General features: G+C 73.1%; 5 protein-coding genes. 1 reads left to right on the forward strand and 4 read right to left on the reverse strand.

Annotated elements, in window-relative coordinates; genetic code table 11:
* Positions 1 to 70: 70 nt before the first annotated feature.
* The 4 genes from E4U91_RS37000 to E4U91_RS37015 form a co-directional block, all read right to left on the reverse strand.
* The gene (locus tag E4U91_RS37000) at positions 71 to 493 is read right to left on the reverse strand and encodes a winged helix-turn-helix domain-containing protein (RefSeq protein WP_206666946.1); all 423 of its coding nucleotides are present in this window, start codon (positions 491 to 493) and stop codon (positions 71 to 73) included.
* Positions 494 to 691: 198 nt separating this feature from the next.
* Positions 692 to 904, reverse strand: coding sequence for an MbtH family protein (locus E4U91_RS37005; RefSeq protein ID WP_137311392.1), 213 nt, complete (start codon positions 902 to 904; stop codon positions 692 to 694).
* 46 nt (positions 905 to 950) lie between these two features.
* Positions 951 to 10358 (reverse strand): non-ribosomal peptide synthetase, encoded by a 9408-nt coding sequence (locus tag E4U91_RS37010; RefSeq protein WP_137311393.1) that lies wholly within the window; start codon positions 10356 to 10358, stop codon positions 951 to 953.
* Positions 10359 to 10366: 8 nt separating this feature from the next.
* Positions 10367 to 18196, reverse strand: coding sequence for a non-ribosomal peptide synthetase (locus E4U91_RS37015; RefSeq protein WP_137311394.1), 7830 nt, complete (start codon positions 18194 to 18196; stop codon positions 10367 to 10369).
* Positions 18197 to 18493: 297 nt separating this feature from the next.
* On the opposite strand from E4U91_RS37015, the gene E4U91_RS37020 reads away from it, so the two are divergent.
* Positions 18494 to 19290, forward strand: a protein-coding gene (locus E4U91_RS37020; RefSeq protein WP_419249442.1) for an IS5 family transposase whose coding sequence is annotated in 2 segments (ribosomal slippage) — positions 18494 to 18791 and positions 18791 to 19290 — 798 coding nt in all. Because the reading frame shifts where the segments join, the coding sequence is not laid out codon by codon here.
* The last annotated feature ends 8 nt before the right edge of the window (positions 19291 to 19298 follow it).

The raw sequence follows: 19298 nt of genomic DNA on the forward strand, positions 1-19298 counted from the left end.
GCGGGCGGGCCTCCCGAGAGGCGAGACCGGGAGGCCCTTCGGGCGTGAGCGGGGGGGCGGACGGCAGGGGTCAACGGGCCTCGACCTCCAGGGCGTATCCGCGGCCCCAGGCGGTGCGGATCACCAGGTCGGTCGACGCCAGGCGGCGGCGCAGCCGCATGATGTGGAGGTCGAGCGAGTTCCTCGTCGGCCTCTGCACGCGTTCCGCGAGCCGTTGCGCGAGCTCGTGCCGGTACACCACCTCGCCGAAGTGCTCGATGAGCAGCTCCATCAACTCGGTCTGCACGTTGGAGACGGTGATGGAGTGTGAGCCGAAGGTGAGTGTTCCGGCGGAGTCGAGGGTGGGGATCTGCCGGCTGTCGAGCCGGTTCTGCAGAGCCCGGACCCGGGCGTCGAGATCGTCCCGCGAGATGGGCGCCCGGACCCAGTCCTCGAAGGGGTCGTTGCACACGGGCGGACGGGCCCCCGCCTCCACTACGAGGAGCCGGGGCACACCGTCCCTCCTACATCGGTTGCGAAGGTCTGTCTGGGCCGGCCATCGGACGAACATGACATCGCTGGTCGTACATCGCACAGCGTGCGCCTCCCCGTCGACGCATACAGGTGGTCACGGTCATCGCCGGCCGACGGCATGCTCACGTCGGCCGGACGGGCACCACAAGCCGCGGGCCGCCGCGGCGGCGGCACAGCTCTAGCCGTCGGCCGCCTCGCGGAGACTGCGCGGCCGCATGTCGGTCCAGTGCTCCTCGACGTAGGCGAGGCTCTCCGTCCTCGCGGCGGGGCCGAAGACGCTGCGCCATCCGGCGGGCACCTCGGCGAAGGCGGGCCACAGCGAGTGCTGGTCCTCGCCGTTGACCAGCACGTGGAACCGGCCGGTCTCGTCGTCGAACGGGTTGGTGCTCACCTTGTGTCCTCCAGAACTCGTCTCGGCAGGTGCGGGCTCGGCAGGGTCACTGCGACGCCCGCAGCATGCGGTTGATGGTGCGGCTGATCTCGGCCGCGTTCCGTGGCCAGTACATCTCGTTGTGCGCGCAAGGGATGTCGATGCGCTGCACACGACCGTCGACGTGGTCCTGCCAGAGCACGTCGAGGTCCTCGTCCATGACCCGCTTGTCGTGGGTCTCGGGGTCGAGGAGCGCGTTGAAGAAGACGACGTCGCCCCGGTACCGCGGTGAGGTGAACCGCCGCATCTGCTCCATCTGCCCGATGAAGATCGACGAGGCGGTGGTGACGAGCGACGGGTATTCCTCCATCCCCGCCAGGTGTCCCATGTAGTTGGCGAGGTAGCGGCGCACCATGGACTCGTCCAGCGCCTCCAGGTCGGCGAAGTGGCTGGAGGGCGCGGCGTCCAGGAGCGCCAGGAGGGCCACCTCGTGTCCGCGGCGCTGGAGTTCGGCCGCCATGGCGTGGGCGAGGGTGCCGCCGAAGGACCAGCCGAGCAGGTGGTAGGGGCCGCTCGGCTGGACGCGGAGCACCTGCTCGAGGTAGTCCTCGACCATCTCCTCGATCGAGGCGGCCGGCGCGGTGGTGCCGTCGAAGCCGCGTGCCTGGATGCCGTACAGCGGCCGGCCCGGGTCCAGGTGACGGGCGAAGCCGAGGTAGGGCCAGCTCAGCCCGCCGCCCGGGTGCAGCCACCACAGGGGCGGTTGCTGCCCCTCGGTGCGGATCGGCAGGAGGACGGCGAAGGGGTCCTCGAACTGGGCGTCGGTGTCGGTGGTCAGCTGTGCCGCCAGTTCCGCGACCGTCGGGTACTGGAACACCGTGCGGATCGGCACGTCCACGCCCAGTTTCTCGCGGATCTGCCAGGCCAGACGCGTCAGCCGCAGGGAGTGTCCACCGCAGGCGAAGAAGTCGTCGTCGATGCCGATCCGGTCCAGGCCGAGCACTTCGGCGAAGAGCTCGGCGAGTTGCTCCTCGCGTGGGGTGCGCGGGGCGCGGTGTTCCCCGTCGACCGGGTCCGGTTCGGGCAGGGCCGCACGGTCCACCTTGCCGTTCTCCGTGAGCGGCAGCCGGTCCAGGACGACGATCTCGGCGGGCATCATGAACTCCGGCAGCCGGCCGACGAGCCGCCCGCGCAGCACGGAGGGCAGCCGGGAGGCCCGGCGGGAGACCGCGGGGACGTTGGCCAGTCGGGCCGCAGGGGCACCGGTGGACCGGTACAGGCCGTCGCAGCAGACGGCGTCGACGTCGGGCACGACGGCCGCCTCGAAGAAGTCCCCGGCCTGGGGCGACCACGTGCAGTACACCGCGAGCCCGCGCCCGGCACCCCACGCCTCCAGTTCGGCGGGGTCGAGGGTGCCGCCCAGTTCGGCGGGGGCGCCCCACTCCGCGGCCTCGCCGGCCAGGCGGGCGTTGGGGACGCGGGTCAGGCGGAGTCGGCCGCCGTGCCGGGCCAGCGCGGCGTCCAGGTCGTCCAGTTCGCGGACCTCCGACGCCCACACCGCCTCGGGCAGGTCGCCGAGGTCCAGCGGTTTCGCCGGCGCCTTGTGCAGCACGACCTCGTAGCGGTGGCGGGTCAGCTCGTTGTGGTGAGTGCCCTGTTTGAGGCGGATGTCGGCCGCGACGGTGTCCGGGTGTGTCTCGGCGTAGCGTGTGAAGAAGCCGGGGTCGACGACGAGCTCCTTCTCGGCGAGCACCGCGCGTTCGACGGCGGCCTGCACGGCGGCGGGGCCGTCGGCGGGCTGCCGGCAGCGGTGCACCGCGGCGGCGAAGGTGCGCAGGGTGCGGTGGTTGCGCACGTCGCCGAGGACGACGCGTCCGCCGGGTGCGAGGCGGTCCATCGCGAGGTCGAGTACGCGGCCGAGGTAGTCGGCGTCCGGGAAGTACTGCACGACCGAGTTGAGGATCACCGTGTCGAAGTACCCGGCGGGCAGGCCCTCGGCGTCGTGGGCGGGCCCGCACCGCAGGGTCACCTTGTCCGCCAGCCGCCGGTCGGCCCGGGTCTGGGCGCGCAGCCGTTCGATGACGGGCGCCGAGAAGTCGGTGCCCCAGTACTCCTCGGTCTCGGGTGCCAGGGGGCCGAGCAGCAGGCCGGAGCCGACGCCGATCTCCAGCACCCGGAGCGGGCGCAGGGACCGCACCCGCCGCAGTACCGCTTCCCGCCAGGACCGCATCTCCTCCAGCGGGATGGGGAGGCCGGTGTAGGAGCTGTTCCAGCCGGTGAAGTCCTCGCCGACCGTGTCGGTGGCGACCTCCGTCCCGCCGTACATGGTGTCGTAGACCTCGCGCCACTCATCGACCTGTTCGGCGGCGTCACGGCCGGTGGACGCGGTGTCACCGGGCACCACATAGGCGACCATGCGGCGTTCGCCGAGCCGGTCGCTGCGCACGGCGACCACCGCGTTCGCCACGCCTTCCTGCTCGCGCAGCACCGCCTCCAGCTCGCCCGGCTCGACGCGGAAGCCGCGCAGCTTGAGCTGATCGTCGCTGCGGCTGACGTAGTGGAGGCGGCCGGCGCCGTCCCAGCGCACGAGGTCGCCGGTGCGGTAGACGCGTCCTCCGGCCTTCGACGCAGGGTCGGGCACGAACCGGGTGGCGGTCAGGCCGGGACGGCCGGCGTAGCCCCGGGCCACCCCGTCGCCACCGATGTACAACTCTCCCACCACGCCGGGCGGTACGGGCCGCAGCCGGTCGTCGAGCACGAGGAGGCGGCTGCCGTCCATCGGACTGCCGATGGGCAGCGGGCCGGCGCCCTGCTCCGCGGAGGTCATCCGGTGCCGGGAGGCGAACGTGGTGGTCTCGGTGGGGCCGTAGCCGTTGACCACCGTGAGGCCGGGGCACGCATCGAGGACGGTGCGGACGGCGCTCGGCGACAGGACGTCGCCGCCCGCCCACACTTCCCGGACCCCGCCGAAGCACTCGGCGTGCTGTTCGGCCATCACGGCGAACAGTCCGGCGGTCAGCCACAGGGCCGTCACCTCCCGCTCGGCGACCAGCCGGGCGAGTTCCGCGGTGTCCGGCCGGCCGACGCGGGCGACCACGGCCGTGCCACCGCCGAGCAGCGGCACCCACATCTCGTACGTCGACGCGTCGAAGGTATGCGGTGAGTGGACCAGCACGCGGCGATGGGCGCCATTGCGGAAGCAGCCGTCGAGAGCCAGGTCGACGACATTGCGGTGGGTCACCTCCACGCCCTTGGGCCTGCCGGTGGAACCCGAGGTGTACATCACGTAGGCGACGGCGTGCTCGCCGGGGCCCGTCGTGTCGGGCGGCGAGTCGGGCAGCCCGGAGAGGTCCACCTCGGCGAGTGCCTCGTCCACTGTGACGGCCGGAGCGAGGTCCGCGAGGAGGAAGTCGATGCGCTCGGGCGGGTAGGAGGGGTCGACCGGCGCGTAGGCGGCGCCGGTCTTGAGGACACCGAGTACGGCGGCGATCAGCAGCGGCGAGCGTTCCATCACGAGCGCGACGCGGTCGGCCGGTCGTACGCCCCGGGCGCGGAAGTGGTGGGCGAGCCGGTTGGCCCAGCGGTCCAGTTCCGCGTAGGTCCAGGTGTGTGCGGAGTCCGCGGCGACCAGTGCGGTGGCGTCCGGTGTCGCGGCGGCCGCGGCGGCGAACCGTTCGGTGACGGTCCCGGTCCGGGACCCGGCGTCCCGGGACGGGCCGCCCCAGGCGTCCAGCGCCGCGCTCTCGGCCTCTGTCAGGACACCGACGGATCCGATGGGCGTGTCCGGGGCGGCGACCGCCTGGCGCAGGAAGTGCCGCCAGCGGTCGAGCAGAGTCCTGACAGTGCCCTCGTCGAAGAGTTCGGTGGCGTACTCCGCAAAGCCCTCGATCCGGGACGGTGCGCCTTCCTCGTCCCGTTCGGTGACGCTGATGAACAGGTCGAAGCGGGCGGTGCCGAGGGAGAACGGCTCCTCGGTGACGGTCAGGCCGGTCAGGTGGAACTCCGGCCGCGTATTGTTCTGCAGCGCCAGGCACACCTGGAAGAGCGGATGGTGGGCGGGTGAGCGGACGGGGTTGAGCACCTCGACGAGGTGCTCGAACGGGATGTCCTGGTGGTCGTAGGCCGCGAGGCTGTCCTCGCGGACCCGGCCGACGAGTTCGGCGAAGGAGGGGTCACCGGAGGTGTCGGCCCGCAGCACCCAGGTGTTGACGAAGAAGCCGACCAGCCGGTTGAGCGCCTCGTCGGTGCGGCCGGCGATGGGTGAGCCGATGGGCACGTCGGTGCCCGAGCCGAGCCTGGTGAGCAGCGCGGCGAGGGCCGCCTGGAGCACCATCGACACCGTGGCGCCCGATTCCCGGGCCATGCGGCGCACGCCGTCGGTCAGCTCGGCGTCCAGGGTGAGGGGGACCAGGTCGCCGGCGTAGGACGCGACGGCGGGCCGCGGCCGGTCGGTAGGAGGCGTGACGGTCTCGGGCAGGCCGGCCAGCCGGGTCGTCCAGTAGTCCAGCTGCCGCCGGTAGAGGCTGTCCGGGTTCTCGCTGTCGCCCAGCAGGTCCCGCTGCCACAGCGTGTAGTCGGCGTACTGCACGGACAGCGGTTCCCATGTGGGCGTCCGGCCCGCCTGGCGGGTCTCGTAGGCGGTGGTGAGGTCCTCGGCGAGCGGGAGGGCGGACCAGCCGTCGGCGGCGATGTGGTGCGCGCCGATGAGGAACACCGCCTCGCGGGGACCGGTCCGCAGCAGCCAGGTGCGCAGGGGGATCTCGGTCGCCAGGTCGAACGGGCGGCGCGCCGCCTCGCGCAGGAGGCCGGGCAGTTCGGCCTCGGTGACCTCGCGTTCCTCCCAGGGGACCTCGACCGAGGCCGGCGGCAGGATCCGCTGGTACGGCTGTCCGTCCGCCTCGCCGAAGACGGTGCGCAGCGACTCGTGCCGCTCGACGACGTCGTGCACGGCGCGGCGCAGGGCGGACGCGTCGAGGGTGCCGCGCATCCGCAGGGCGAGCGCGATGTTGTAGGTGGCCGAGGGGCCCTCGAAACGGTGGATGAACCACAGCCGCTGCTGGGCGTAGGACAGGGGCAGCCGTTCGGGCCGGGGTTGGGGCCGCAGGGGCGGGCGGAGGTCGTCCGCAGCGGTCAGGTGGGCCGCGAGTTCCGCGACGGTGGGCGACTGGAAGACGGCCCGGATGGGGATCTCCACGCCGTGCTCCGCGCGGATGCGGCTGACGAGCCGGGTGGCCAGGAGCGAGTGGCCGCCGATGGTGAAGAAGTTGTCGTCCACGCCGACCCGGTCGAGGCCGAGGACCGCGGCGAACAGCGCGCACAGCGACTCCTCCTCCGGCGTGCCGGGGGCCCGGCCGCCGCCCGCGGTGTAGTCGGGCGCGGGCAGGGCGCGCCGGTCGGGCTTGCCGTTGTCGGTCAGCGGCACGGCGGCGATGGGGACGACGGCCGCCGGGATCATGTACTCGGGCAGTGTCTCCCGCAGGTGGCCGCGCAGTGCGGGCAGCAGAGCGGTGACGGCGGCGGCGACCGCGGGATCACTCGCCGTGGCCCGTCCGTCAGTGGCCGGCAGGTAGGTGCCGGTGAGGGGGGTGCGCGGGGCCGGGCCGTCCAGCATTACGACGACGTCGAGCAGGTCGGGCGCGTCGGCCGACCAGGTGGGTACCGCGTCCCAGCCATGCCGGGCGGCCCAGGCGCGGATCTCGGCGGGGTCGAGCGGCGGCGGCCCGGGCTCGGCGGAGTCGTCCGGGGTGAGGGCGCGGGCCGCCGCGGCCTCGTCGGTGAGGCGGGCGTTCGGAATGCCGGTGATGCGCACCGCCGCCTCGGGCCGTCCGCCCAACCGGTCGGCGAGGCGGTCCAGGTCGCCTTCCCAGACCAGGGCCGGGGCATCGTCGAGCCGACGCGGGGCGTGCGCCGGTCCGGTGCCCGGCTTGTGCAGCACGACCTCGTAGCGGTGCCGGGTCAGCTCGTTGTGGTGGGTACCGTCCTTGACCCGGATGTCGGCTCCGGTCGCCCCCGCGTCCTGCGCCCAGCGCAGGAACCACTCCGGGTCGAGCACCAGTTCCTTCTCCAGCAGCACGGCCTGCTCGACGATGGTGCGCAGGACGGCCGGCGTCGCGTCGGGGTGCCTCGCGCGCTGGACGCCCGTCTGGAGGGTGCGCAGCGAGGCCGCCCGCCTGATGTCACCCAGCACGATCCGGCCGCCGGGCGCGAGCAGGCGCCAGGCTCCGTCCAGCACCCGGGCGAGATAGCGCTCGTCGGGGAAATACTGCACGACCGAGTTGAGCACCACGGTGTCGAATCCGCCGGCGGGCAGTCCGGTGAGGTCGTCGGCGGCCTGATGGCGCAGCCGGACCCGGTCGGCCAGTCCGGCCCGGGTCACCTGGTCGCGGAGCCGGTCGATCACCGCCCGGGACAGGTCCGTGGCCCAGTACTCCCGGACCCGGCCGGCGATGTGCGCGAGCAGCAGGCCGGTGCCGGCACCGAGTTCGAGGACGCGCTCGGGTGACCAGCGCATGACACCCGCTACGGCGGCGTCACGCCAGGCCCGCATCTCCTCCACGGGGATCGGCTCACCGGTGGCGGAGCCGTTCCAGCCGGTGAAGTCCTCTCCGAACACGTGTCCGCCGTCGTCGGAGTAGGCCTGGTCGTAGACCTCCTGCCACTCCCCCACCTGGTCCTGCGTCCCGCCGGCGGACGGCAGGGCGGCGGTGTCGGGGACGACGTAGGCGACCAGGCGCAGGTCGCCGGGCTGGTCCTCGCGGGCGGTGACGATGGCCTGGCGGACGGCCGGGTGCCGGACCAGTGCGTGCTCGATCTCCCCGGGCTCGACGCGGAACCCGCGCAGCTTGACCTGGTTGTCGGCGCGGCCGAGGAAGCAGATGTTCCCGTCCGGGAAGAAGGCGGCCCGGTCGCCGGTGCGGTAGAGCCTGTCGCCCTCACGGGTGCTGAACGGGTCACGGACGAAACGTTCCGCCGTCAGCTCGGGCCGGTTGACGTAGCCGACACAGAGGCAGTCGCCGCCGATGTACAGGTCGCCCTCCACGCCGACGGGGCAGGGCTCCATGTCCTCGTCGAGCACGTAATAGCGGGCGTTGTCGATGGGGCGGCCGTAGGGGATGCTGCGCCACGACGGGTCGATCTCCCGGACCCGGAAGTAGTTGGACCACACCGTCGCCTCGGTGGCGCCGCCGAGGCTGACGATCTCCGCGCCGGTGAACACGCGGCGGACCTCGTCGGGCAGCGACAGCGGGGTGTAGTCGCCGGAGAGGAACACCAGGCGCAAATCGTCGGTGCCTTCGTACCCGCCGTCCTCGGTGAGCAGGGACGCGACCTGGTTGAGGGTGGTGGGCACCGAGTCCCAGAAGGTGATCGGCTCGCTCAGCAGCACGTCCAGCAGGAGGTGCGGATCGCGCTGCTGCACGGCGTCCGCCAGGTAGACGCCGCCGCCGCAGCCGAGCAGACCGAAGATGTCGAAGACGGAGAGGTCGAAGCCGAGAGACGTCACGCACAGGACGACGTCGTCGGGGCCGAACGCGAAGGTGCGGTAGCACCAGTTCAGCAGGTTGTGCACCGGGCGGTGGGTGACCGCCACACCCTTGGGCTTCCCGGTGCTACCGGAGGTGAAGATGATGTACGCCGTGTTGTCCGGCCCCGCGGCCGGTTCCGGGTCGTGGTAGGCGCCGGTGGACCGGGCCCCGGCGAGCTCGGCGAAGGCGACGTGGTCCGGCAGGGCCCAGCGTTCGGTGTCGGGCGTGGACAGCACGAGGGCGCACCCGGCGTCCTCCAGCATGCCGGCCACGCGGTCGGCCGGCAGCGCGGGTTCCAGCGGCAGGTAGGCGCCGCCCGCCTTGAGCACACCGAGGACGGCAGCGATCATGGCCGGTCCGCGGGGCACGCCGACGCCGACCACCGTCTCGGGGCCGACCCCGCGTTCCTTCAGGTCCCAGGCGACACGGTTGGCCCACCGGTTCAGCTCGCCGTAGGTCATGGTGCCGGCGGCCCAGCGCAGGGCGACGGCGTCCGGGCGCCGTGCGGCCTGCTCCTCGAAGAGCAGATGGACCGGTCCGGGGCAGGGGACGGAGCGTGCGGTGTCGTTCCATTCGACGAGGATCCGGTGGCGCTCGGCGGCGTCGAGCGAGTTGCCGGACCTGCCGGTTCCGGCCGCGACCGCCGTGCCGACGGAGGTCGTCGGGTCGGCCACGACCTCCTCGACGACGGCCACGAACCGTGCCGCGACGTCCTCCACCGTGGAGCGGTCGAAGAGGTCGGTGGCATACTCGATCTCACCGACGACCGAGCCGGTCACGTCGTCCGGCGCCAGGTTGAAGAACAGGTCGAACTTGGCGCTGCCCGTGGGCAGCGGTTCCATCGTCACGGTGAGACCCGGCAGGTCCAGGTGCGGCGGGGTGTTGTTCTGCCACGCCAGCACGACCTGGAACAGGGGGTGATGCGCGGTCGACCGTTCCGGCCGCAGGATCTCCACGAGCCTTTCGAACGGCACGTCCTGGTGGTCGTAGGCGGCGATCGCCTTCTTCCGGACCTGTTCGAGGACCCACGCGAAACTCCGGTCCGCGCTCACCTGCACGCGCAGGGTCCAGGTGTTGACAAAGAAGCCCACCAGTTCATTTAGCGCCTCCTCCGTGCGGCCCGCGATCGGGGAGCCGACGGTCACATCCTTGCCTCCCCCCAGCCGGTGCAGCAATACCACCAAAGCGGTCTGGAGCACGATTGCCGTCGTCACACCATTGGATTGCGCCAACCTCTCCACGGCAGCGCGCAGTTCGGCCGGTAAACCCACCGGGACGGAATCGCCGCGAAAAGTCGCCACCTCGGGGCGGGGCCGGTCCAAGGGCAGGGGAAGAGGCTTGGACACTCCGGCCAGTTCCTCACCCCAATAGGCGCTCTGCACCGAGACGATGCTGTCCGGATCCTTTTCGTCGCCCAGCATTTCCTGCTGCCACAACGCGTAGTCCGAGTACTGCACGGGCAGTTCGGGCCAATCCGGTTCCGTGCCGGTGACCCGGGCCCGGTACGCCGTCGACACGTCACGTGCCAGCGGGGCCAGCGAACCGCCGTCGCCGGCGATGTGGTGGAGCACCAGGACGACCAGGTACTCCTCGTCGCCGCTCTGCAGGACGCAGCCGCGCAGCGGCACGTCCGCCGACAGGTCGAACCAGCTGCCGCTCACCGACTCCACCACGCCGGGCACCCGTTCGGGGGCCACCCGGCCCCAGTCCTGCCACGGGAGGTCGATGTCGGCGGGATCGAGGACTCGCTGGTACGGCTGGCCGTCGGTCTCCGCGAACACTGTGCGCAGGACTTCGTGGCGCACCATCACGTCACGGAACGCCGCCCGCAGCGCGACGGTGTCGAGCGGGCCGTGGCAGCGCAGGAGCAGCGGGATGTTGTAGGTGGAGGAAGGGCCTTCGAAGCGGTTGATGAACCACATGCGCCGCTGCGCGTACGACAGGGGGGTCATGGTTTCTCCTACCTTTCGGTCATTCTCCGCAGCGGCATTCGAGTGGAGGTCGCCATCTCGTCCCAGCGGGCGGTCAGTCCGGCGACGGTCGGCGCGGTGAAGAGGATGCTCATCGGTATGTCCACGCCCATTTCCGCGCGCACCCGGGCCACCAGCCGGGTGGCCATCAGGGAATGGCCGCCCAGAAGGAAGAAGTCGTCGTCCAGGCCGACGCGTTCGGCGCCCAGAACCTCGGCGAACAAGGCGCACAACGTCTCTTCCCGGGGTGTGCGGGGAGGCCGGTACTCGTCCCCGGCGAACTCCGGGCGGGGCAGGGCGGAACGGTCGAGTTTTCCGTTGGGGGTCAGGGGCACTTCGGTGAGGGTCACGAACGCGGCCGGGATCATGTAGGCCGGAAGCCGCTGTCCCACCACCTCCCGCAGCAGCGCCGTGGTGGGTTCGGCGCCCGCCTCCGGCACCACGTACGCCACCAGCCGGCGGTCCCCCGGGCGGTCCTCCCGGACGATGACGGCGGCGCGGCGCACCGCGGGATGGCAGGTCAGGGTGTGCTCGACCTCGGCGGGCTCGATTCGGTGACCGCGCAATTTGATCTGGTGGTCGGAGCGGCCGAGGTACTCGACCTCGCCCGCGGCCGTCCAGCGGGCGAGGTCCCCGCTGCGGTACATCCGGGTACCCGGTGGACCGAACGGGCAGGCCACGAACCGCTCCGCGGTCATGCCCGGCCTGTTGTGGTACCCGCGGGCCAGGCCGTCGCCGGCGATCCAGAGGTCGCCGGTGGCGCCGGGCGGTACGGGGCGCAGTGCCCGGTCGAGGACGAGGATCCGGGTGCCGGCGACGGGGCCGCCGACGGAGGGAGGCATGCCGCGGCCGCCGGGGAGCACACGGGCAGCGGTGGCGTAGACGGTGGTCTCGGTCGGGCCGTAGAGATTGGTGACCTCCGCGGCGTGCCGGGACAGGGTCTCGGCGAGTGCCAGCGGCAGGGCCTCGCCGGTGGAGATCACCCTCAGCCCCATCAGGCAGTCGGGCGCGTGGGTGGCGAGGCTCTGCCAGAGCGCCGGGGTGGCCTGCATGACGGTGACACGGGACTGCCGGACGAGGTCCAGCAGCGCCGTCGGCTGGGTGATGTCGTCCTTGCCGGCCAGGACGACCCGTCCGCCGGTGAGCAGGGGCAGGAAGAGTTCCAGCGCGGCGATGTCGAACGCGACGGTGGCGCAGGCCAGCAGCCGGTCGTCCGGTGTGAGGGCGAAACGCTTCTGCATACCGGTCAGCAGGATCGCCAGCGCGCCGTGCCGGACCACCACGCCCTTGGGCGTGCCGGTGGAGCCGGACGTGTAGATGACGTAGGCGGCGTGGTCGGCGCCGAGCGGTACGCGCGGGCCGCGGGCGGGGTGCGGGGACCGGTCGGTCAGGTCCACCGAAGCCAGCCGCTTCTCGTCGAGGACCAGGACCGGTGCGCTGTCCTCGACCACGGCCCGCACCCGGGCGGCCGGATACTCCGGGTCCACCGGCACGTACGTGCCGCCGGCCTTCCACACGGCCAGGAGGGCGACCACCAGGTCGGCCGAGCGCGGCAGCAGCACCACGACCCGGGATTCCGGGCCCACACCCCGCCCGGCCAGCCAGTGCGCCAGCCGGCCCGACCGCTCCTCCAGTTCCCGGTAGGTCAGCCGGTGCCCGCGGAACTCGGCACAGACGGTCTCGGGCGTCCGGGCCGCCTGTGCCGCGATCAGTTCGGGAACGGTCCGCCCGGGGGGCGTGACCGCCGTGTCGTTCCAGCCGTGCAGCACCTGTTCGCGCTCGGCGCCGGACAGCACGTCGAGCGCGCCTGCGGTGGGCGGCGAGCCGGCGGCGAACTGCCGCAGGATCCGCACCAGCCGGTCGGCGAGCGCCTCCACGGCGGTCCGCGCGAAGACGTTGCGGCGGTACTGGAAGGAGATCCGCAGCAGCGGGTCGGCCGCCGCGATGACGGTGAGCGGATAGTGGGGCGGGGCGTACGGGCGGATACCCGCCACCACCGGTCGCGCCGATCCGGGTGCCGCCGATCCGGGTACCGCCGATCCCGGGCGCGTCGATGCGTCCGCCGCCGGGTGACCGGTCCGGTCGACCGGGAACGACTCGAACACCACCAGCGTGTCGAACAGTTCGTTCAGCCCGGTCGCCCGCTGGATGTCGGCGAGTCCCACGTGATGGTGGTCCAGCAGCCCGGCCTGGGCGTCCTGGAGCCGTCGCAGCACCTCCGGCACGGCGTCGGCCGGTGCCCACCGCACCCGCACCGGCACCGTGTTGATGAACAGGCCGATCGTGCCGGCCGCACCGGGCAGCCCGGTGGGCCGGCCGGCGACCGTGGCACCGAACAGCACGTCCTGGCTGCCGGTGAGCTGGGCCAGCATCATGGCCCAGGCGCCTTGCACCAGGGTGTTGGTGGTGACGCCCCACTCGGCGGCGCGGCGCGCCAGGGCGGTGGTGTCCTCGCCGGTCAGCGGCACGTCGATCTGCCCGCTGCCGCTGTCGGCGGGCCGGGCACCGGGTGTCGTGGGCGCCAGCAGGGTCGGCTGCGTCACACCCGCCAGTTCGCGGGCCCAGGCGCGGGCGGACTGTGCCGCGTCCTGGTGTGTGAGCCAGCTCAGGAAGTCCCGGTACCCGTGCGAGCGCACGGCGCGTCCGGTGTCGCCCGCCGCGTAGAGGTCCATCAGCTCACGTCCGATGAGCGGCACGGACCAGCCGTCGAGCAGCACGTGATGGGCGGTGAGGGCCAGTTCGGCGTGCCGGGGGCCGAGGGTGACGAGGGTCAGGCGCAGCAGCGGCGGGCTGTCCGGGTGGAACCGGGCGTCGCGCTCCCCGGCGAGGATCTCCTCCAGCCGCTGGGCCGCGTCGTCCTCGCCGGTGAGGTCGAGGTGCCGCCAGGGCAGCGGGACGTCGTCCACGACGATCTGCACGGGTGCACCGGTGGCGCCCGGCTGGAACGCGACCCGCAGGTTCGGGTGCCGGTCGAGCAGGGCCTGGCCCGCAACCCGCAGGCGCCCGGGGTCGACACCGCCCTCGAGCCGGTACACGAACTGCGTCTGGTACGCCTCGGACGCGCTGCTCGCGAGCATCGTGTGGTAGAGCAGCCCGTCCTGCAACGGCGTGAGCGGCCACACGTCGCTGACGCGTCCGAAGCGTCCTTGCCAGTCGTCCAGAGCCTCCTGACCGACCGTGACCAGCGGGACGTCGGACGGGGTCAGACCCCGTCCCCCGGCTGCGACCAGGTCCCGCAGGCCGCGCAGGGCGGCGCACCAGGTCCGGGACAGGGCGCGGACCTCGTCGCCCGTCAGCACCCCGGTGGCGTAGGTGAACAGGGCGGCGAGGCGGGCGTCGTCGCCGGTCCCGGTCACCAGGGCGTTCAGTTCCAGCGCGCTCGGGGCCGGCATGTCCGCGGCCGGTGCGGCGACCAGCTCGGCGCATTCCGGCGCCGGGATCCAGCCGGAGGTGGGGTCCTGGCCGGGCACCGGCTCCGGGCGTTCGAAGGTGAAGCGCCCCAGGAAGTTGAAGCCGATGTCGTCCGCCGGGTGGGGACGCAGCATTTCGCCGGTGTCGTCGTTGACGTAGCGCAGCAGGGTGTAGCCGATGCCGCCGTCGGGCAGGGCCCGCCGCTGCTCCTTCACCCGCTTCAGGGCGTCTCCGGCGGCTGCCGCCCCGGTGATCGCGGCGTCCACGTCGATCCCGGAGACGTCGAGGCGTACGGGGGTGACCGTGGTGAACCACCCGACCGTGCGGGACAGGTCCGCGCCGGGCACCAGCTCCTCCTGCCGGCCGTGCCCCTCCAGCCGCACGACCGCCGTGCCGTCGGTGAGGCCCCGGCGTCGCCGGGCCAGCGCGAGGACGAGGGCGGTGAGCAGGACGTCGTCGGCGCCGCTGCCGTAGGCCGCGGGCACGGAGGTCAGGAGCGCGTCCGTGAGGTCGGCGGGAAGTTCCACCCGGACGGTGCGGGTGGTGGAGGTGACGTCCCGGACGGGGTCGAGCGGCCGGGAGCCGACGGGTGCGACGGGGGCCGCGAGCAGCTCGCGCCACCACGCCGCCTCCGCCACCCGCTCGGGGCGGGCCGCTTCCTCGGCCAGGGCGTGCAGCCAGCCCCGCAGAGAGGTGCCCACCCGCGGCAGTACGGGAGTGCGGCCGTCCCGGACCTGCCGCCAGGCGGCGGCCAGGTCGGGCAGCAGTATCCGCCAGGACATGCCGTCGACGACCAGGTGGTGGGCCGCGACCAACAGGCGCCCGGGCCCGCCCGCGGTCCCCCGGAACCACACCAGCCGCAGCATCCGCCCGGCGCGGGCGTCGATGTGCCGCACGGCTTCGGCGGCGCGGGCGCGCAGCAGGGTCTGCCACGCCTCGCCGCCCCAGTCCCCCGTGCAGTCGATCCGGTCCATGAGGGCTCCGGCGTCCACCGTGCCGGGCGGCTGCACCAGGAGGCCGTCGTCCGTCAACCGTGAGCGCAGGACGTCGTGCCCGTCCAGCACGCAGCGCAGGGCCTCGGTGAGGTCGTGGAGGTCCACGGCCTCGGGCAGCTCCAGCACCAGCCACTGGGCGAGGCGGTCCAGGCCCGGGCCCCGCTCGGCGTGGAGCCGGGCCATGGGGGGCAGCGGCAGCAGGCCGACGCCTCCGCCCTCCGGTTCGGCGAGGGCGGCCGGGGCGTCGGTACGGCTCGCCGCCTGTGCCAGCGCGGCGACGGTGCGGCAGTCGAAGACGGTGCGCGGACTGAGGGCGAGGCCGCCGGCGCGGGCGCGGGCCACCACCTGGATCGCCCGGATGCTGTCGCCGCCCAGGGCGAAGAAGTCGTCGTCCACTCCGATGTCGCTCAGGCCGAGCACCTCGGCGAAGGCGGCCGCCAGGAGGCTCTCCTCCCGGGTCGCGGGCGGACGGTGGGCCTGGCGGGTGATCTCCGGCTCGGGCAGCCCGGCCCGGTCGAGTTTGCCGTTCGCGGTCATCGGCAGGCGGTCGAGTGCGACGAACGCCGCGGGCACGAGGTGGGCGGGCAGCCGCGCGGCCACGAAGCCCCGCAGTTCGGCGAGGTCCACACCGGCGTGGAGATCCCAGTCGGCGCCGGCCGGGCGGCTGCCGCCGGCGGTCACCGGGACGATGTAGGCGACGAGTTGGGCGGCTGCGTCCGCGCCCCGGCCGGGCCGGGCGACGACCGCCGCCCGTAGCACCGCGGGATGGCCGGTCAGCGTGTCCTCGATCTCCTGGGGCTCGACCCGGAAGCCGCGGATCTTCACCTGGTGGTCGGCGCGACCGGCGAACTCCAACTCCCCCTGGGCGTTCCACCGCGCCAGGTCGCCCGTGCGGTACATGCGCCGCCCGGGTTCACCGAAGGGGCAGGCCACGAAGCGCTCCGCGGTCAGGCCGGGGCGGTCGTGGTAGCCCCGGGCGAGTCCGGCGCCCGCGATGTAGAGGTCGCCGTGGACGCCGGGCGGCAGCGGTCGCAGTCGGCTGTCGAGGACGTAGAGCGCGGTGTTCCAGATCGGGGTCCCGATCGGGACGGTGCGCGCCCCGGGCCGGTACTCCCAGGCGGTGACGTCCACGGCCGCCTCGGTGGGCCCGTACAGGTTGTGCAGCGGTACGCCGAACGTGCGGTGGAAGCGCGCGGCCAGTTCGGCCGGCAGCGCCTCTCCGCTGCACACGACACGGCGCAGCCCCGTGCAGGCGGCGGCCGCTCCGTCGGTGACGAACTCCGCGAGCATCGACGGGACGAAGTGCGCCGTCGTGACGCCGGCCCGCCGGATCAGCTCGGCGAGGTAGTCCGGGTCGCGGTGCCCGTCCGGTCTGGCGATCACCAGGGTCGCGCCGGTGATCAGCGGCCAGAAGAACTCCCAGACGGACACGTCGAACGAGGCGGAGGTCTTCTGCAGGACCCGGTCGGTGCCGTCGAGGCGGAAGCGGTCCTGCATCCAGAGCAGCCGGTTGACGATCGCGGCGTGCGTGACGACGACGCCCTTGGGCCGTCCGGTCGACCCCGACGTGTAGATCATGTAGGCGGGGTGGTCGACACCGTGCGCGGCGGGGGCGACGGGCCCTTCGGCGGGCGGGACGTCGTCGACCAGGAGCACGGGGACGTCCGTCGGGGGCAGCCGGTCCGCCGTGTCCTTGGCCGTCAGCAGCAGGGCGGGCCGGGCGTCGGCGAGCATGAAGGCGACCCGCGCGGCCGGGTAGTCCGGGTCGACCGGCAGGTAGGCGGCGCCCGCCCTGAGGACCGCGATCAGCGCGACGACAAGTTCCGGGGAGCGGGGCACCGCGACGGCCACGCACCGCTCGGGTCCGGCGCCGCGCTCGGTGAGCAGGCGCGCGAGCCGGCCGGACCTCTCGGCCAGTTCCCGGTAGGTCGTCGGGGATCCTTCCCACAGCAGCGCGACGGCGTCCGGGGTGGCGTGGGCCTGCCGGTCCAGCAGTTCGGTCAGGGTCACCGGCGGCGTGGGCACGGTGGGACCGGCGTACTCGGTGAGCAGCGCGCGCTGCTCGCAGGGGTGCAGCGCGGTGACGGTCCCGACCGGGGCCCGTGGGTCGGCCAGGGCCCTCCGCAGGAACGTGGTGAACCGGTCCGCGAGCCCGGCGATGTCCTGCTGGTCGTACTCGGTGCGCGGCGCGTCGAACCGGACGTACAGGTCGCTGCCGGCCCGTCCGTCGGTGTAGACGCAGATCATCACCTCGTCGATCACGCCGAAGGTGCCTCCGGCGAAGCTGGCGGTGGCGCCCGCCAGGTCGAGCGCCCCGACGGCGGGGAGGACGTTGACGACGGCGCCGAACGGGCTGCGCGCGTCCGCGGGGTGACCGGTCGCCCGTTTGATCAGGGAGATGTCGTGCCGGGCGTGCCGCAGGACACTGCGCCGCTCCCGGCCGAGCGCCTCGGCCAGTTCCACGAAGTCGGCCTCGGGGTCCACCCGCGAGCCCAGCGGCACCCGGTTGGAGAGCAGGCCGAGGGAGCGGCGCAGCGCGCCGACGCGGTGGTTGACGGTGATGGTCAGCAGCGGCTCGGCCAGACCGCACATGTGCCCCAGGAACGCGGTGGCTGCCGAGGCGATCAGATCCGGCACCGAGGTCCCGGTCGCGCGCGAGGCGCGCTCCCAGTCGGCGAGTTCGGCGGCCGGGACCGTCGTGGTGCGGGTGAACATGCCCTGCGGCTCGGTGAGGCCGTCCCAGTACCCGGGCTCGCCGCCGGCGGCGCCTGCGGGCGGACGGACACCGGCGGGCAGGCGGGCGGCGGGCAGGTCACCAGCGAGGTAGTCGGGCCAGAACCGCTCGGCGTCGGCGAACCGCTTCGACGTCCGGTAGGCGGCGTCCTTGTCCGCCGCGTCCTGCGGCGGGTTCGGTGCGCCGGCCGGTACCCCCGAGCCGGCGCGCAGCGCCCGGTAGATCTCGGCGATCCGCCCCGACAGCAGCGTGAGGACGCCGAACGCGTCGGTGAGGATGTGGTGGAAGACGAGCACGAGCAGGTGGCGTCCGGGCCCCAGCCGGATGGAGCCCGTCCGCAGCAGCGCGTCCTCGGCGAGGTCGAAGGGCCGGCGCACGAGGTCGGCGACGACGGCGCGGGCCGCGTCGGCCGGATCGGCGGCGTCGCCGACGTCGAGGCGGAACGGCTCCCATTCCGAGAGGTCCCGGACGACCGGCCGCAGCACGTCGTCGTCCCGGCGGAAGTTGACCTTGAGCGCGTCGGCCTCCGCCACCGCCGCCCGCAGAGCGTCGGCGAGCAGGGCGGTGTCCAGGTCGCCGTCGATGTCCCAGAGGGTCGCCACGTTGTTCGGTACCTCAGGGCTGAACTCCTGCGCGAGCCACATGGCTTCCTGCGCGGATGTGACGCCGGTACAACCCATCCAGATGCCCCCAGCACAGTGGTTTCCCGGTCAACGGCCCCTTGCCGTGCCCGATGCTTGTCGTGGTCCAGGTGGTCGAACAACCGCGATGAAAGATGTTGGCCAGAGACCGGGAAGGAATTGGCCACCATCTCCGCGCCATGCGACGCCGGTCGGGGCCTGTTCCGCGCCCGCCCCGGGTGTTGCCGCTGCACGCCCTCCGCCCGCGGAGCCGGAGGACCTCACGCCGGTCCGCCCGGGCCTAGGGGGTGTCTTTCCGATCATCCGATCGTTGGGCTGGTCGTGAGGGATGGGGAGATGACTGACGCCGCGTGGGCGGTGATCGAGCCGTTGTTGCCGCCTGCGGGTCGTGCCCGGGGCAGGTGGCGGGATCACCGCCAGGTGCTGGAGGGCATTGTGTTCAAGTTCCGTACCGGGGTGCCCTGGAGGGATCTGCCGGAGCGGTTCGGGCCCTGGCAGACCGTGCACGGACGTTTCGCCCGCTGGGCTGCCGACGGAACCTTCGACCGGCTTCTGGCCGCGGCCCGGCAGCGGGCGGAGGTGGACTGGCTGGTCGCGCTGGACTCCACGATCGTGCGGGCCCATCAGCACACCGCGGCCAAAGGGGGCTCGAGGAACGCGGCCTCGGACGCTCCCGAGGCGGGCTGACCACCAAGATCCACCTGGCCTGCGACGGGCGGGGCCGCCCCCTGGCGTTCACGGTCACAGCCGGCACCCGCAACGACTGCACCCAGGCCGAGACGGTCATCGACAAGATCCGCGTCACCCGGCCCGGGCCGGGACGGCCTCGCGTCCGCCCGGAGCGGGTGGTTGCCGACAAGGGCTACTCGGCCCGGACCTTCCGCGCCTACCTGCGCAGACGCGGCATCAAAGCGACCATCCCCGAACGCGTCGACCAGCTCGCGGGCCGACGCCGTCGCCGCGAACGGCCCTGTGGCTTCGACCGAGCCGTCTACCGGCGCCGCAACGTCGTTGAGCGCTGCTTCCACCGCCTCAAGCAGTGGCGCGGCATCGCCACCCGCTACGAGAAACAGCCCGGCCGCTACCTCGCCGCCATCACCCTGGCCAGCACACTCATCTGGCTCCAGACGTGATCGACAAG

Origin of the sequence: Streptomyces lasalocidi (genome assembly GCF_005280215.1) — a bacterium.
GTDB classification, from domain to species: Bacteria; Actinomycetota; Actinomycetes; order Streptomycetales; family Streptomycetaceae; genus Streptomyces; species Streptomyces longwoodensis.

Coding starts and splice junctions, on each gene's coding strand:
- E4U91_RS37010 (WP_137311393.1), bottom strand. CDS start 10,358: ATGACCCCCCTGTCGTACGCGCAGCGGCGCATGTGGTTCATCAACCGC.
- E4U91_RS37015 (WP_137311394.1), bottom strand. CDS start 18,196: ATGGGTTGTACCGGCGTCACATCCGCGCAGGAAGCCATGTGGCTCGCG.